The sequence below is a fragment of the Hydrocarboniphaga sp. genome, assembly GCF_028291725.1.
Lineage (GTDB): Bacteria > Pseudomonadota > Gammaproteobacteria > Nevskiales > Nevskiaceae > Hydrocarboniphaga.
Window position 1 is genome coordinate 1 of sequence record NZ_JAQGNT010000102.1, and the last position, 15,451, is coordinate 15,451.

12 protein-coding genes and 1 pseudogene are annotated in these 15,451 nt (G+C 66.1%); 6 read left to right on the plus strand and 7 right to left on the minus strand.

The features are described 5' to 3' along the window. Positions 1-173 precede the first annotated feature (173 nt). Positions 174-1,472 (minus strand): phospholipase D-like domain-containing protein, encoded by a 1,299-nt coding sequence (locus JWQ90_RS26680; RefSeq protein ID WP_299698122.1) that lies wholly within the window; start codon positions 1,470-1,472, stop codon positions 174-176. A 142-nt stretch (positions 1,473-1,614) separates the two neighbouring features. Further along, entirely contained in the window at positions 1,615-2,616 is a 1,002-nt protein-coding gene (locus tag JWQ90_RS26685) for a patatin-like phospholipase family protein (RefSeq protein ID WP_299698123.1), read from the minus strand. 151 nt (positions 2,617-2,767) lie between these two features. On the opposite strand from JWQ90_RS26685, the gene JWQ90_RS26690 reads away from it, so the two are divergent. Continuing rightward, the gene (locus JWQ90_RS26690) at positions 2,768-3,640 is read left to right on the plus strand and encodes a methylated-DNA--[protein]-cysteine S-methyltransferase (protein ID WP_299698124.1); all 873 of its coding nucleotides are present in this window, start codon (positions 2,768-2,770) and stop codon (positions 3,638-3,640) included. A gap of 650 nt (positions 3,641-4,290) precedes the next feature. On the opposite strand, the gene JWQ90_RS26695 is transcribed toward JWQ90_RS26690, so the two are convergent. Beyond that, on the minus strand, positions 4,291-5,082 hold the full coding sequence (locus tag JWQ90_RS26695; protein WP_299698125.1) for a glucose 1-dehydrogenase: 792 nt from the start codon (positions 5,080-5,082) through the stop codon (positions 4,291-4,293). Between the two features lie 280 nt (positions 5,083-5,362). Here JWQ90_RS26695 and JWQ90_RS26700 point away from each other — a divergent pair, with 280 nt between their 5' ends. Beyond that, positions 5,363-7,699: a TonB-dependent receptor gene (locus JWQ90_RS26700; protein WP_299698126.1), complete on the plus strand. Its 2,337-nt coding sequence runs from the start codon at positions 5,363-5,365 to the stop codon at positions 7,697-7,699. A gap of 85 nt (positions 7,700-7,784) precedes the next feature. Here the strand turns inward: JWQ90_RS26700 and JWQ90_RS26705 are convergent, their stop codons facing one another. The 4 genes and pseudogenes from JWQ90_RS26705 to JWQ90_RS26720 form a co-directional block, all read right to left on the minus strand. Beyond that, positions 7,785-8,645 (minus strand): SDR family NAD(P)-dependent oxidoreductase, encoded by an 861-nt coding sequence (locus JWQ90_RS26705; RefSeq protein WP_299698127.1) that lies wholly within the window; start codon positions 8,643-8,645, stop codon positions 7,785-7,787. 257 nt (positions 8,646-8,902) lie between these two features. Next, entirely contained in the window at positions 8,903-10,456 is a 1,554-nt protein-coding gene (locus tag JWQ90_RS26710; protein ID WP_299698128.1) for a FadD3 family acyl-CoA ligase, read from the minus strand. Between the two features lie 136 nt (positions 10,457-10,592). Beyond that, a pseudogene (locus tag JWQ90_RS26715) lies at positions 10,593-11,039 on the minus strand (SDR family oxidoreductase); the annotation flags it as partial. A gap of 20 nt (positions 11,040-11,059) precedes the next feature. Further along, the gene (locus tag JWQ90_RS26720; protein WP_299698130.1) at positions 11,060-11,518 is read right to left on the minus strand and encodes a nuclear transport factor 2 family protein; all 459 of its coding nucleotides are present in this window, start codon (positions 11,516-11,518) and stop codon (positions 11,060-11,062) included. 305 nt (positions 11,519-11,823) lie between these two features. Between JWQ90_RS26720 and JWQ90_RS26725 the strand changes: the two genes are divergently transcribed. From JWQ90_RS26725 to JWQ90_RS26740, 4 genes are all read left to right on the plus strand, one after another. After that, on the plus strand, positions 11,824-12,711 hold the full coding sequence (locus JWQ90_RS26725) for a VOC family protein (protein WP_366919610.1): 888 nt from the start codon (positions 11,824-11,826) through the stop codon (positions 12,709-12,711). Between the two features lie 5 nt (positions 12,712-12,716). Beyond that, positions 12,717-13,592, plus strand: a complete 876-nt coding sequence (locus JWQ90_RS26730) for a CoA-transferase (protein ID WP_366919611.1) — start codon at positions 12,717-12,719, stop codon at positions 13,590-13,592. Between the two features lie 115 nt (positions 13,593-13,707). Continuing rightward, positions 13,708-14,499 carry a ketoacid CoA transferase gene (locus tag JWQ90_RS26735; RefSeq protein ID WP_299698133.1) on the plus strand — a complete coding sequence of 264 codons (792 nt, stop codon included), beginning with the start codon at positions 13,708-13,710 and terminating at the stop codon, positions 14,497-14,499. Continuing rightward, a complete protein-coding gene (locus JWQ90_RS26740; RefSeq protein WP_299698134.1) occupies positions 14,496-15,392 on the plus strand; it encodes an enoyl-CoA hydratase in 897 nt (298 codons plus the stop codon). The genes JWQ90_RS26735 and JWQ90_RS26740 overlap by 4 nt, the downstream gene beginning before the upstream one ends. The last annotated feature ends 59 nt before the right edge of the window (positions 15,393-15,451 follow it).

Here is a 15,451-nt window from a genome sequence, read left to right on the forward strand (position 1 = left end):
GAGGGTGGCGCGGAGCGCCGGGTGAGGGGCTTCTTCCCGCCGAACAGCCCCTCATCCGCCCCTTCGGGGCAGCATCGAACGCAAGCGGGAGAAGGGACTGCAACGCTTAAGGTAGTGCCATTGGGGTCACGACCCGCCCTCCGGTTCGGGGCGAATAGGGTTTTGCCGGGATATCACAGCATCCACTTGATCGCGCCGGCGAAAGCCTCGAGCAGCCGTTCGCGCCAGCCGCGCTGGCGCCATAGCTTGGGGTCGATCGCGCGGCAGCGGATCAGGTCGTGCTCGAACATCGCCTCCATGTCGGCGGCGAAGCCCGCGCAGATCAGGAAGGCGTTGGCCTCGTCGTTGTGGAAGAAGCTGCGGTAGTCGAGGTTCGCCGAGCCGATCGTCGACCAGATGCCGTCGATCACCGCGGTCTTGGCGTGCAGCACCGCCGGCAAGTATTCGTGAATCGCGACGCCGGCGCGCATCAGCCGTGCATAGCGCTGGCGCGCCGCGTACTTGAGCAGGCCGGCGTCGGTTTTCGCCGGCAGGATCAGGCGCACGTCGACGCCGCGCCGCGCGGCACGGGTCAGTGCGCGGATGAAGCGGCCATTGGGCGCGAAGTAGGCCTGGGTGATCCAGACGCGATGCTGCGCCAGGCCGATCGCGTCGCGATAAGCGTGGTAGATGCGCGGCTTGACCCGGTATTTGGGCCGCAGCGGGTGGCGCAACAGGCTCGGCGGCCGCGGCAACTCGTCGTCGTCGGGCTCGTCCTCACCGCCGACCCAGTGGTCGATGAAGCCCTCGCCCTGGTCGGTGATCGCGCAGGCCAGGCTGTCGCCGATCGCCGGCACGGCGGGGTAGTAGCCGCTGGTGTCGCGCAGGCCGCCGAGCCGCGCCCAGTAGGTCAGGAACACGTGCTGGAATTCAGCCGCGGCCGGGCCCTCGATCAGCAGGTGCGTATCACGCCAGCCCGGGCCGCCGGCGGTCGCGGCTTCAGGGTCTTCGGGGCCGCAGCGATATTCGTCGGTGATGTTGACGCCACCGGTGAAGGCGACGCGGCCGTCGACGACCAGGGTCTTGCGATGCGTGCGCCGCGTCATCCGCCACAGCCGCGGCTCGCGCAGCGGATTCACCGGGTTGAATTCGCGCAGGTGCACGCCGGCATCGAGCAGCCGTTGGCGATAACCGTCGCCGGCGCCGAGCGCGCCGAGGCCGTCGAGCATCAGCCGCACGTGCACGCCGGCGCGGGCGCGTTCGATCAGCGCGTCGGCATAGCGGCTGCCGACTTCGCCGTCGGTGATCAGATAGGTTTCCAGGTGCACGTGATGCTGCGCGCCGGCAATCGCGGCGAGCTGCGCCGCATGCGTCTGCGGGCCGTCGCGCAGCAGCCTCAGGCGATTGCCGGGCACCAGCGGGCGCTCGCGCAGCTCGGCCAGCGCATCGACGAATGCGGTTCCCTCTCCGTCCGGGGATGGGGTTCTAGACATCGTCCGAGAACAGTTTGAAATGAGGTTGGGGGTAGGTTGGGGTGAGCGCAGCGACCCCCAACGATCACCGCCAGCGCCGCGACACTGTTGGGGTTCGCTGCGCTCACCCCAACCTACACACTGCAGAAAAAGCCCGCTGCCATCAGCGCGCCGTGCTCGGCGGCGGCATCACGATCGGTGCGGTCGGCACCGGCGGCAGGCCGGATTCCGGTGCGACCGCCGGCACCAGGCGGGTCTTGGCCGCGATCGCTTCTTTGATCTTCGGGATCGCCGCCAGCGCCGCGCGCTCGCCCTCCAGGATCGCGCGCTGCTTGCTCTCGAAGTCAGTCGCGGCGATGCCCTTGACGTTTGGCGAGATCACCACGTCGGCGAGTTTCAGTTCGTTGACTTTCAGCGCATTGCCCATGATGTCGAAGGTCTTCAGCACGGTGCGCAAGGTGCTGTCGCTGGGTGCCTCGGCGACCGGCTGGCTGATGTCGACCGCGATGATCACTTCGGCGCCCATCTGCCGGGCGTATTCCACCGGCACCGGCGCGGTGGTGCCGCCGTCGACATATTCCTCGCCGCCGATCATCGGCGATACGAACACGCCCGGGATCGCCGACGAGGCACGCACCGCCAGGCCGACGTCGCCACGCTGGAACAGCACGCCTTCGCCGGTGCGCAGGCGCGTCGACACCGCGCCGAAACGCATCGGCAGCTGCTCGATCGGCCGGCCGCCGACGTGCTCGTTGATGAACTTCTGCAATGCCTCGCCGCGCAGCAGGCCGCGGCCGAAGAACTGCCAGTCGGCAAACGCGGCGCGGTCCAGGTCGAAGGTCATTTCCTGCAGCTCGAAGCCGCCGTGGCCGGCCGCGTACAGCGCGCCGACGACGCTGCCGGCACTGGTGCCGACCACCAGATCGGGCTTGATGCCCTGCGACTCCAGCATCTTGATCACGCCGACATGGGCGAAGCCGCGCGCCGCGCCGCCGCCCAGCGCCAGGCCGATCTTCGGCAGCTGCGGCACCATCACCGGCGGTGGCGGCTCGGGCGTGATCTCGACCGGCCTGGCGGCCTCGCCGAAGCAGCCGGCGAGCAGCAGCGCGCAAATTGAAAGGGAGAAAAACGACAGGGCGGAACGGCTCGGCAGAGGCGAGGGCATCTGATTTTGGCTGGGAGCTGGGGAGCAGAAGTGTACGCCGGAGCCGGCTGAATGCCGGGTGTAGCGGCGGGCCGCAGCCGGCAAGAATCGGATGGTCCGTTCGCCGGCCGGCGCCGAAGATGGGCGCCTTCCTGATCTATTCTTGAACCTCATGAACGACTCCGAATCCACCACCGCCCCGCTGTCGATCGAGCTGCGCGCCCGCATCGAGGCGCTGTGCCGGCATATCGATGCCAACCCCGAGCAGACCCTGAGCCTGGCCGCGCTCGCCGCGCGCGCGCGGCTGAGCCGGTTTCACCTGCAGCGCAGCTTCAAGGCGTTCACCGGCGTCACCCCGCGCCAGTACGCCGACGCCGCGCGGCTGCGCCGGCTCAAGGCCGGGTTGCGCAGCGCCGAGTCGGTGACCGGCGCGATCGTCGACGCCGGTTACGGCTCGGCGAGCCGCGTCTACGAGCGCGTTGCCACGCATTTGGGCATGACGCCAGGCGAGTACCGCGCCGGTGGCAAGGGCATGGGCATTTCGTATGCGATGGAGGAATCCGTGCTCGGCTGGCTGCTGATGGCGGCGACCGACCGCGGCCTGTGCTTCGTGCAGTTCGGCGACAGCGCGGACGAGTTGATCGCGCGATTGAAAGCCGAGTATCCGAAGGCCGATGTCACGCCGATGAGCGAGCCGGCACGCCCGCAGTTCGAGGCCTGGATGGCGGCGCTAGCGACACAGCTGCGCGGCGCAAGGACCACGGCCGGCTTGCCGCTGGATCTGCGCGGCACCGCGTTCCAGATGAAGGTCTGGGCCTATCTGCTGAAGATTCCCAGCGGCGAGCTGCGCTCGTATACCGAGGTTGCGGCGGCGATTGGCCATCCGAAGGCGGTGCGCGCGGTGGCCAGCGCCTGCGCGGCGAATCGTGTCGGCGTGCTGGTGCCCTGCCATCGGGTGATCCGCGGCGATGGCGGCATGGGCGGTTATCGCTGGGGGCTGGAGCGCAAGCGCGCGCTGATCGATGCGGAGCGCGGCGCGGGTTGAATGGCCACCATCGCGGTCAAGGACCGCTCCTACAGGATTATTGCGCACCGGCAGTTGCGCGACTGTAGGAGCGGTCCTTGACCGCGATGGTCGATCTCAGAGCTGCGCATCCAGAATCTTCACGCGCTCTGCGCCTTTGATCCTCGCCAGTTCGGCGGTCGCCGGTATCTCGCTGGTATCGAAGACGCGCACCGCGCCGAACCCGGCCGCCGTCATCTCGTCGCAGACATCCTGCGTGGTCTCGAAATGCTGCGTCAGCCGGCCTTTGACGAAGGCGCCGAGCAGCTTGCCGAAGCCCGCATAAAGCCCTTCGACTTTCTTCGCCTGCGGGTAGACGAGCGCCAGCCGTGCATTGATGCCGTGATGCCGCGCCAGCCGAGTAGGTTGGGGTGAGCGCAGCGAACCCCAACAGTCGTTCCGCGCCGATGTTGGGGTTCGCTGCGCTCACCACAACCTAGTCGCTAGCTCCTTCCTGGAGAGCTTCCTGTTCTGTTCCCGAACTGCTCACGGGCCATGAACCCCTGCGTAGGCTGGGATGGAGCGAAGCGCAATCCCAGCACTGCGGCCCGAATCCAGCGCTGGGTTTCCGCTGCGCTGCAACCCAGCCTACGGGCTCCGAGCTTGCGAGTGTCGCCGCCATGAGCCGAGGCTCAGACGCCCGGCGCGCCCGGAAAACCCTGGTAGTACTGGCCGATCACCAGGCCGCCGTCGACCGCGATCTCGGCGCCGTTGATGTAGCTGGCCTCGTCGCTGGCCAGGAACAGCGTCGCCGCAGCGACTTCCTCCGGCGCGCCGGTGCGCTGCATCGGCACCATCGTGTAATGCGGGTCCAGCACTTCGCGGGCGACGCCGTTGGGATTGGTCATCGCCGTGTCGATGCCGCCCGGGTGCACCGAGTTGACGCGCAGGCCGCGATGACCAAGCTCCATCGCCGCGACCTTGGTCAGGCCGCGAATGCCCCATTTGCTCGATGCATAGGCGGCCAGGCTGTTGGCGCCCTTCATGCCGTCGATCGACGAGATGTTGACGATGCTGCCGCGGCCCTTGGCGATCATATGCGGCGCGATCGTATGCAGGCCGAGGAAGGTGCCGGTCAGGTTGACCGACAGTACGCGCTCGAAATCGGCCTTGCTGGTATCGAGCAGGGATCGGAACACCAGGATGCCGGCGTTGTTGACCAGCACGTCGACGCGGCCGTAGCGCTCGACCGCGAAAGCCAGCACCTGCCGCCATGCGGCTTCGTCGGAGACGTCGTGACGAATGAAGGCGGCCTGCTCGCCGAGTTCGGCGGCCAGCGCGCGGCCCTCGGTTTCGAGCACGTCGGTGATGATGACCTTGGCGCCTTCGGCGACGAACATCCGCACCGTTGCCGCGCCCATGCCGCGTGCGCCGCCGGTGATGATGGCGACCTTGTCCTGCAGACGATTCGATGGCGCTTTCACGGCAGCTTCCCCTGGGTTGCGGTAGTGAGCAGCTTTGCACCACGCCAGCGCGCAGGACTCGTCCGAACGCATGGGTAGGTCGGCAATCCTTTGCCGACATGCGAACTCGATTGCGTATTACGGTCACACGTCGGCAAGGGATTGCCGACCTACGGGGTTGGCCTGAACGCCGGTTCGTCATCCCAACGGACGATGCCGGCACTGCGCGCCCCGCCTGATTCTATGAAGCGATCAATCAAGCGACGGCCATGAACGTCGCGGACCAACGGAGAGAGACGTAATGAAGCGCATCATCAATCTGGGCCTGGCCTTGGCCGGCTCGCTGTCCCTGCCTGCGCTCGGCCAGACCGCGCCTGCACCGAGCGAGCCGGCGCAGCCTGCCGCCACCGCGCAGGACGACGGCAGGATCGAAGAGGTCATCGTCACCGCGCAGCGCCGCGAGGAAAAACTGCAGGAGGTGCCGCTGGCGGTCTCCGCGTTCTCGTCCGATCAGCTCGAATCGCGCGGTATTGCCAACATCGCCGACCTGTCGGCGCTGTCGCCGGGTTTGCAGATCAGCAAGACGCCGTCGAACTCGACGATCTCGCAGATCAGCATCCGCGGCGTCACCCAGATCAACCCGGCGATCTACTGGGACCCGGCGGTCGGCGTGTATGTCGACGGCGTCTACATCGGCAAGGCCCAGGGCTCGATTTTCGACGTCGTCGACCTGGCGGCGGTGGAAGTGCTGCGCGGTCCGCAGGGCACTTTGTACGGCCGCAATACCATGGCCGGCACGATCAACCTGCGCACCAAGGCGCCGAGCGGCGTGTTCGGCGGCAGTGCCAGCTTTGAGGTCGGCAACTACGATGCGATGGTGCAGAAGGCTACGGTCGATCTGCCGAAGATCGGCATCGCCAGCATCTCGCTGGGCGTGCGCAGCGAGCGTCGCGACGGCTGGGTCACGACCTCCAAGACCAGCCCGACGAATGATCTGAACGACCGCCACAACGACGCGATCCGGCTGGCGATGGATCTGGATTTCAGCGACACGGTCAAGGGCGAATACCGCTTCGACCGCTCCAATGTCGACCAGTCCAACAACTGGGATCAGCTGGTTCGCGCCGATGCCGCGTTCTTCGACGCCGCCGGCCTGGTCGGCTTTGCCGGCTATGCCTCGCAGAACCGGCTCGAGCATGCGGACATCGACGCGCCCTCGTTCGAAGAGTCCAAGGTGCTCGGCCACTCGCTGACCCTGAGCTGGAACGTCGACGAGCACAACACGCTGAAGTCGATCACCGGCTACCGCCGGCTGGAATGGAACGACTCGCTGGATCTGGACGGCTCGCCCTATCCGGTTGCGTTCACCCAGCGCTTCACCGACTACGACCAGCTGTCGCAGGATCTGCAGCTGCTCGGCGCGGTCGACCGCTGGAACTATGTCGCCGGCCTGTACTACTTCGGCGACGACGGCAGTACCAACAATCCGCAATCCTTCTTCGGCGGCGGCTCGACTTTCGATTCGCGCTACTCGACCCAGTCCAAGGCCTACGCGGCCTACGGCCAGATCGACTTCAAGCCGATCGAGGCGATGACCCTGAGCGCCGGCCTGCGCTATACCAGCGAGAAGAAAGAGCTGAGCCGCGTGCTCGGCTGCAACCAGGCCGCGTTCGGTAATCCTTACTGCACGCCGGCGGAGGGCGAGTCTTTCGTCTACCTGATACCCGAAGGCAGCACGAATCCGAGCAAGACTTTCAGCGCGACCACGCCGATGGCCGCGGTCGCGTATCGCTTCAACGAAACCATCAACGTCTACGCGCGCTATGCCGAAGGCTTCAAGAGCGGCGGCTTCAACGGCGAGTACAGCAATACCTTCGTCTTCGGCGCGACCCAGGAGGAACTCGCCGCGCTGAATCAGAACGAGACCAACACGCCATTCAAGCCCGAAAAGCAGAAGTCGATCGAGCTCGGCACCAAGACCACCTGGCTCAGTGGCCGCGCGCTGTTCAACCTGGCGCTGTTCCACAGCAAGCTCGAAGACCTGCAGACCTCGACCTTCCTCGGCGGCTCGGAGAGCGCCGCCGGCACGGTGATCCGCAATGCCGGCGCGGCGACGGTGCAGGGCGTGGAGATCGAGGCGGTGCTGATCCCGGTGCGCGGTACCCAGCTGCGCCTGAGCTATTCCTACCTGGACGCCGAATACGACCGCTTCGAAGACGGCGGCATCAACCAGGCCGACAACCGCGCCTTCGTGCACGCGCCGAAGAACACCTTCAACGCGGTGATCGACAGCGTCATGTACCGCGCCGCCTGGGGCAATGTGCGTGGCGTGCTCGACTACTCCTACACCAGCTCGATCTACACCTATCCCTACCAGCTTGACGGCTCGAATCCGGCCGCGCAGACCGCCGCCAACTCCAGGGTCGACGCGTACAGCATGCTCAATGCGCGGATCGGCCTGGCCGATTGCCGGCTCGGCGACAAGGCCAGCGGCGACCTGTTCTTGTGGGTGCGCAATCTCACCGACGAGGACACCGCGAGCAACTTCATCGACTTCGGCCCGGGTTTCGGCAATCTGACGGTGGCGAACTTCATCGAGCCGCGGACCTATGGCGTGACGGCGACGGTGCGCTGGTAACGCCGGTAGGTTGGGGTGAGCGCAGCGAACCCCAACGGTATGCCGCGGCGATGTTGGGGTTCGCTGCGCTCACCCCAACCTACGGCTACTCGACGATCGCCGGATGCGCTTGCGTCGGGCCGCCCAGCATCGGCCGGTGCGAGGGCGGCGTGCGGCCTTCGTCGCTCAAACCGTACTCGGCTGCCAGCTCGGCACCGATCAGCACCTGCCCTGATTTCTCTGCGCGTCTGGCATCGCGATACAGCGCGCCGATCAGGTGACCGGTGAACTCCGGGCTCTCCGCAATTTCCCAGAACCCGGCATATTTCTGCGGTTCGCTGTCCATCACGCGCCGGGTCCGATCGGTGCGCAGCATACCCATCCAGATCGAGACTGCGGCGACGTTGTAGCCGCGCAAATCCACCGCCATGTCCTTGGCGAACTTGTCGACGCCGACTTTCTGCGCGCCGTAAGCCGGGCCGTGCATGTAGCAGCTGGCGCCGAAGCTCGAGGTGAACGCGATCAGGCCGTTGTTCTGTTTCGCCATCAGCGGCGCCGCGTAATAGCTGGCGACGTAAGCCGAGCGCAGGCCGACGTCGAGGATGTCGACCAGCGCCAGCGACTTCTTCCAGAACGGGCCCTTATCGATCAGCTGGTCGTGCAGGAAAGTCGCGTTGTTGACCAGGATGTCGATGCGGCCTTGTTCTCTTTCGACGCGCTCGAACAGCGCCTTCACCTGTGCGTCGTCGCGGTGATCGCAGGCCACCGCGATGCCGCGCCCGCCGGCGCGCGTCACCGCCTCGGCGGTCGCGCCGACCGTGCCGGGCAGTGCGGCGTCGCCTTCGTTCAAGGAGCGGCCGGTGACGTACACCGTTGCGCCCTGAGCGCCTAGCGCAACGGCGATGCCCTTGCCGGCACCGCGCGAGGCGCCGGTGACGACGGCGATGGTTTCTTTCAGTGATGTCATAGGGTACGGCTCCTTGGAGTTTTCCCCTCTCCCGCTTGCGGGAGAGGGTGGCGCGCAGCGCCGGGTGAGAGACCGCCGCAGCTTGGCGCTGCCGGCTTGAGCCCCGTGTTCCTTGCGAACCTGCTCACGGGCCATGACCCGGTGTAGGGCGGGTCGTGACCCGCCGTCGTCGAGCCCGAGCAAAAGCGGCGGGTCACGACCCGCCCTACGGTCTGCGTAAGGTTCATGGAAAGGGGAACGATCAGGAGCGCGCGTCGTCATTCGGCGCTCCTGCGCAACTCGAACTTCAAAACCTTGCCCGAGGCATTCGTCGGCAGCGCCTTCAGCACCTCGACATACCGCGGCACCTTGTAATTGGCCATCTGCTCGCGGCACCAGGCGATGAACTCGCGCTCGTCGATTAACTGATCCGGGCGCAGCACCAGGCAGGCCTTGCCGACTTCGCCGAGCCGCTTGTCGGGCACGCCGATCACCGCCACCTGCGCGACCGCCGGATGCGCGGCGATCAGCTTTTCGATCTCGGCCGGGTAGCAGTTGAAGCCGCCGGCGATGTACATGTCCTTGAGCCGGTCGGTGATGCGCAGATAGCCGCGCTCGTCGAGCACGCCGACGTCGCCGGTATGCAGCCAGCCGTCGGTGTCGATCGCCTCGCGTGTCGCGGCCTCATCGTCGAGGTAGCCGAGCATCACGTTGTAGCCGCGGATCAGCACTTCGCCGGCGACGCCGGCCGCGAGTGTATTGCCGTGCTCGTCGACGCAGCGCACTTCGGTATTCGGGATCGGCTGGCCGCAGGTGCTGGCGATGGTTTGCGCGCTGTCGCTGGCCTGGGCGAGCGAGGCGACGCCGCAGGTTTCGGTCAGGCCGTAACCGGTCAGCACGATTTTGAAGCCGAGCTCGCGGCGGATGCGCTCGATCAGCGCCGGCGCCACCGCGGCGGCGCCGGTGATCGTCGCACGCAGCGACGACAGGTCGGTGCTCGCACGCGCCGGATCATCGAGCAGGCCGACGAAGATCGTTGGCGGGCCGGGCAGCACGCTGACTTTCTCGCGCGCGATGCGCTGCATCACGGTGCTGGCGTCGAACACCGCCTGCGGCAGGATCGTGCAGCCGGCCATCAGCCCGCCGAGCCAGCCGACCTTGTAGCCGAAGGAATGGAAGAACGGCATCGCCACCAGGTACTGGTCGCCGGGCACCAGCTGCATGCGCGCCGACCATTCCGCGATCACGCACAGGTTCTGGCCGTGGCAGCTGACCACGCCTTTGGGCGCGCCGGTGGTGCCGGAGGTGAACAGAATGTCCATGCGGTCTTCAGGCCGCACTGCGCTGGCGTGTTCATCGACCAGGCTTGCCTGGACGGCTTCGGCGCGCTGCAGAAACTGCAGCCAGCCCGGATCGCCGTTCTGCGCCGCGCCGATAACGACGAGCTGTTCCAGTGTCGCCGGCCTGTGTGGGCCCAGCAACGTCGGAAAATGCGTGCCGAGAAACTGCCCGGCGCAGAACAGCAGGCGCGCGCCGCTGCGGGCCAGCACGTAGCCGGCTTCGCTGCCCTTCATCCGCGTATTCACCGGCACTAGCACCGCGCCGAGGCTGTGAATCGCCAGGCCAGCGACGATCCATTCGATGCCGTTCGGCGCCCAGATCGCGACGCGGTCGCCGCGCTGGATGCCGCAGGCGAGCAGCGCGCGAGTGGCGTCGATGCGCTGTGCGTCGAGTGCGGCGTAGCTGAGTTCGCGGCCGTCTTCGCTGCGCACGGCGATGCGCTCGCGGTGGGCGGCGACCGAGGCGGCGAAGGCGGCGGGGACGGTGTTCATTATTTGTCTCCTTCCCCCGCTTGCGGGGGAAGGCTGGGGTGGGGGCGAGCCCAGAGCGCTACGCCGCGACGACTCGCCCCCACCCTAACCCTCCCCCGCAGGCGGGGGAGGGAATAAGGCAGCTGCAGCTGCCTTATCAATCCGCCCACATCAGATACCCGTTGTCGATGCGCATCTCCGCACCGTTGATGAACTTCGATTCGTCGCTGGCCAGGAACAGCACCAGGTTGGCGATCTCCTTGGCATCGGCGAAGCGCGCCATCAGCTGTTTTTGGTCCATCATCCGCACCGCGGGCTGCGTCCCCTTGGGCATGCTGCCGTGCAACTCGGACACCATCGGCGTGCGGATGCCGTCCGGGTGAATCGAGTTGCAGCGAATGCCCGACAGTGTGGTGCGCGCATGCGCGGCGATCGAGCGCGTCATCGCCGCCACCGCGCCCTTGCTGGCGCTGTACGCGCAGAACGAGGACACGCCGCCGATGCCGGCCATCGACGACATGTTGATGATCGAGCCGCCGTCGCGCTTCTTCATCGCGGCGTAGCCATAGTGGCAGCCGAGAAAATAGCCGTCGGAGTTGATCTTTGCGCACTCTCCGTTCCGATCTATTTTTTTGCGACGGCGTCTTTCATCGCCTGCGGCACGTTGTAATCGAAGCAGCGCTCCTCGATGCGCTCGCACATGCGCCAGCCCTCAGGCGTGCGCACGAACTGATCGACGTACCAGAGGCCGAGAAACACCGTCTGTGTTTTGCCGTCGCCGACCGGCATCTCCATCGGGTTGAAGCAGACGATGCGGCTGCTGGCGCGGTCGCCGTCGAGCTTGACCGACAGATTGCCGACCATGTGGTAATAGGCCGGAAAATGGGCCAGCGCCTGCGCCAGCCAGGCCTTGATCTGCGGATAGCGGCCGTCGATTCCGCCCATCGCGCGGTAGTCGATGTAGGCGTCGGGCGTGAAGATCCGGTCCAGCTGGTCCCACTGCCGCGTATCGATCGCGTCGGCGTAATCGGAGAACAGCTGCTGGATTTCCAGCCGGTCCGAGATTTCTTGCAGGCTCAGCATGCGCGCGTCTCCCACCGGACTCAGACGCCGGCTCCACGCCAAGGCTAGAAGCGGCGCGCGCAGGCGTAACCGTCCGTGTGGATGAGACTTCGCCGCACCCATCGGCCGTGTAGGTTGGGGTGAGCGCAGCGATGCCCAACATTCGTCCGCGCTGATGTTGGGGTTCGCTGCGCTCACCCCAACCTACGACGGTACAACGCAACCTACCCCCAACGGATGAAGCTAGTTCGAGCCCCTATTTCGATAATCCTTCCATCAGCAAAACAACCCGCCGAGCGGGCAGGAAGGCCAATCCCATGTCCAGCGTGTCCAAGATCCAGGCTCTGGCTTACGTCGTCGTCGAGAGCAGCAATCTGCAGGCCTGGCGCCACTATGCCGAGCAGGTGCTGGGCATGGCCGCGATCGACGCACCGGACGGCAGCCTGCTGCTGAGAATGGACGAGCGCGACTTCCGCATCGCGATCGTGCCGGGTGCACAGGATCGCTATCGGGCTTCGGGTCTGCTCGCGGTCGACCAGCCGGCTTTCGATGCGGCGGTCGCTGAGCTGAAGGCCGCCGGCATTGCCGTCGAAGCCGGCAGCATCGAGACGATCCTGGCGCGGCGCGTCAAGGACCTGGCGAACTTCATCGACCCGGCCGGCAATCGTCACGAGCTGGTCTGGGGCTATACCGGCGGCAGCGCCGCGTTTGCCTCAAAGCTGGGCGTCACTTTCAAAACCGGCGACTACGGCGTCGGTCACACCGTGCTGCCGGCTATCCCGTTCGAGCCCGAGCTGGCGCTGTTCAAGGACGCGCTCGGCATGGGCCTGTCCGATGTCTTCAACTTCCAGATGGCGCCGGACGCGCCGGTGATCCGCATCTACTTCCTGCACGCCGCCAGCGGCCGCCATCACAGCGTCGCGCTGGCCGAGATGCCGAATCCGGCTGGCTGCGTGCACATGATGGTCGAGGTCGAGAAGCTTACCGACGTCGGCCGCGCCTACGAGCGCATGCGTGCCCACGGCGTCAAAGAAATGGCGACGATGGGTGAGCACGAGAACGACCGCATGACCTCGTTCTACATGATGACGCCGGGCAATTTCGCGATCGAGTACGGCTACGGCGGACTGATCATCGAGCCGGAAAGCTGGCAGACCACGCATACGAAGCAGGTCAGCATCTGGGGCCACGATTTCTCCGTGGGCTTCCGCTAATGGCACTGAACAAGCAAATGAGCGCGGCCGATGTCGTGGCGCAACTGCGCAGCGGCATGACGCTCGGCATCGGCGGCTGGGGCCCGCGGCGCAAGCCGATGGCGCTGGTGCGCGAACTGCTGCGCTCCGACGTGAAAGATCTGACCGTCGTTTCTTACGGTGGTCCGGAAGTCGGCATGCTGTGCGCCGCCGGCAAGATCAGGAAGCTGATCTATGGTTTCGTCACGATGGACGCGATTCCGCTGGAGCCCTACTTCCGCAAGGCGCGCGAAGCCGGCGCAATCGAGGTCATGGAACTCGACGAGGGCATGTTCGAATGGGGCCTGCGCGCGGCCGGCATGCGCATGTCGTTCCTGCCGACGCGCTGCGGCCTGGCGAGCGACGTGCTCAGGCGCAACCCGCAGATCAAGACCATCGCCTCGCCTTATGAAGACGGCGAAGTCTACGTGGCGATGCCGGCTTTGAAGCTCGACGCCGCGCTGATTCACGTCAACGAGGCGGACCGGCTCGGCAATACGCTGATCAAGTCGCACGATCCGCTGTTCGATCATCTGTTCGCACGTGCCGCGGACGCCTGCTACGTCAGCACCGAAGTGCTGCACGAGCAGCTGCAGCTGGATGCCGATACCGCGAAGATGAATCTGTTCGAACGCTACCTGGTGCGCGGCGTGGTGCTGGCGCCGTTCGGTGCGCACCCGACTTACAGCAGCCCCGATTACGGCTGGGACATGGACCATCTGAAACGCTATGACGCATCGGCCAGGGAAGACGGCGGCTGGCAGAAGTATGCCGAGGAATTCGTGGCGATCTCCGAAGCGCAGTACCTGGAGAAAGCCGGCGGCGCGGATCGCCTGAGCCAGCTCAAGAGGCCGGTGTTTTGATGAATCCCTGTACGACGATTTCCGTAGGTTGGGGTGAGCCGCAGGCGAACCCCAACATCCGCTGGCCCGATGTTGGGGTTCGCTGCGCTCACCCCAACCTACCTGAGGCGCGAACATGAGCGCGACTCTGGCAGAGCTGATGATCGTCGCTGCCAGCGAATGCTTCCGCGACAACGGTGAAGTGCTGGCCTCCGGTATCGGCATCGTGCCGCGTCTCGGCGTCAGCCTCGCCAAGCTCACGCACAGCCCCGAGCTGCTGATGACCGATTCCGAAACCTATCTGGTTTCCGAGCCGGTTCCGCTGGGCCCGCGCGGCGACTTTGTACCCAAATACGAAGGCTACATGTCCTTCGACCGCGTGTTCGAATGCGTCTGGGGCGGCCGCCGTCACGCGATGATCGGCCCGACGCAGATCGACCGCTGGGGCCAGACCAACCTGTCCGTGGTCGGCGGCACTTACGACAAACCCAAAACCGCGATCCTCGGCGTGCGCGGCCTGCCGGGCAACAGCATCAATCACGCGAACTCGCTGTTCGTGCCGAATCACGGCCCGCGCGTGTTCGTCGCCGGCGAAGTCGACATGGTCTCGGGCGTCGGCTACAAGCCGGAGCGCTGGCTGCCGGGCATGAAGCAGGACTACGTCGATCTGCGGCGCATCGTCACCGATCTGTGCGTGATGGATTTCGGCGGCGCCGACCATGCGATCCGCGTGCTGTCGCTGCATCCGGGGGTGAGCTTCGAGCGGGTAGCAGAAGCGACCGGCTTTCCGCTGCTGCAGGCGCTGGGCATGGCCGAGACGCCGCTGCCGACCGCTGAGCAGCTTGCGCTGATCGCGAAGCTCGATCCGCACAGGCTGCGCGCGAGCACGATCAAGAATGATCCGCCGGCCTTGAAGGTTGCCGCATGAGCGACCTGGTCCCGCCCAAGCAGGTCGATATCACCTACGAAACCGACGAGCCGGTGCTGTATGCGGTCGAGGACGGCGTCGCCTGGGTGACGATGAATCGCCCGGCGTTCAACAATGCGCAGAACTCGCAGATGACCTATGCGCTCGACGCCGCGTTCAAGCGCGCCGTCGACGACGATGCGGTTCGCGTGATTGTGCTCAAGGGCAACGGCAAGCACTTCTCGGCCGGCCACGACATCGGCACGCCGGGTCGCGACCTGCACAAGAGTTTCGATCGCCGGCATCTGCTACCGGATCACACCAACAAGCCCGCAGCGGAACTGCTGTACACGCGCGAACAGGAAGTCTACCTGGGCATGTGCCGGCGCTGGCGCGACATCCCGAAGCCGACGATCGCAATGGTGCAGGGCGCCTGCATCGCCGGCGGCCTGATGCTGGCCTGGATCTGCGACTTCATCGTCGCCTCCGAGGACGCATTCTTTCAGGACCCGGTGCAGATGATGGGCATACCGGGCGTCGAATACTTTGCCCACGCGTTCGAACTGCCGCCGCGCGTCGCCAAGGAATTCCTGATGCTGGGCGAGCGCATGCCGGCCGCGCGCGCGCTGGGCTACGGCATGGTCAATCGCTGCGTGCCGCGCGAGCAGCTCGAAAGCGAAGTCCGCAGCATGGCCGCGAATCTGTGCAGGAAAGGCCGGCTCGGCTTGTGGCTGAGCAAGCAGGCGATCCACCAGGTCGAGGACCTTCGCGGAAAGCGCACGGCGATGGACGCGGTGTTCCACATGCACCACTTCGCCCATGCGCAGAACGATCTGGCCACCGGCAACAGCCTGGGCGGCCTCGACGGCAAGGGCATGGCGGCTGCCAACAGGAAGCAGGCGGGGGAGTCGTGAGCCTCTTCGTCGAAGTGAGCCTCCCCGTAGGGCGGGTCGCGACCCGCCGTTTTGGCAGG

What these genes read in the sequence shown, in the direction of transcription:
- JWQ90_RS26705 (WP_299698127.1), bottom strand. Translation starts at nt 8,645, where the DNA reads ATGACATCACTGAAAGAAACCATCGCCGTCGTCACCGGCGCCTCGCGC.
- JWQ90_RS26680 (WP_299698122.1), bottom strand. Translation starts at nt 1,472, where the DNA reads ATGTCTAGAACCCCATCCCCGGACGGAGAGGGAACCGCATTCGTCGAT.
- JWQ90_RS26700 (WP_299698126.1), top strand. Translation starts at nt 5,363, where the DNA reads ATGAAGCGCATCATCAATCTGGGCCTGGCCTTGGCCGGCTCGCTGTCC.
- JWQ90_RS26710 (WP_299698128.1), bottom strand. Translation starts at nt 10,456, where the DNA reads ATGAACACCGTCCCCGCCGCCTTCGCCGCCTCGGTCGCCGCCCACCGC.
- JWQ90_RS26720 (WP_299698130.1), bottom strand. Translation starts at nt 11,518, where the DNA reads ATGCTGAGCCTGCAAGAAATCTCGGACCGGCTGGAAATCCAGCAGCTG.
- JWQ90_RS26690 (WP_299698124.1), top strand. Translation starts at nt 2,768, where the DNA reads ATGAACGACTCCGAATCCACCACCGCCCCGCTGTCGATCGAGCTGCGC.
- JWQ90_RS26740 (WP_299698134.1), top strand. Translation starts at nt 14,496, where the DNA reads ATGAGCGACCTGGTCCCGCCCAAGCAGGTCGATATCACCTACGAAACC.
- JWQ90_RS26685 (WP_299698123.1), bottom strand. Translation starts at nt 2,616, where the DNA reads ATGCCCTCGCCTCTGCCGAGCCGTTCCGCCCTGTCGTTTTTCTCCCTT.
- JWQ90_RS26735 (WP_299698133.1), top strand. Translation starts at nt 13,708, where the DNA reads ATGAGCGCGACTCTGGCAGAGCTGATGATCGTCGCTGCCAGCGAATGC.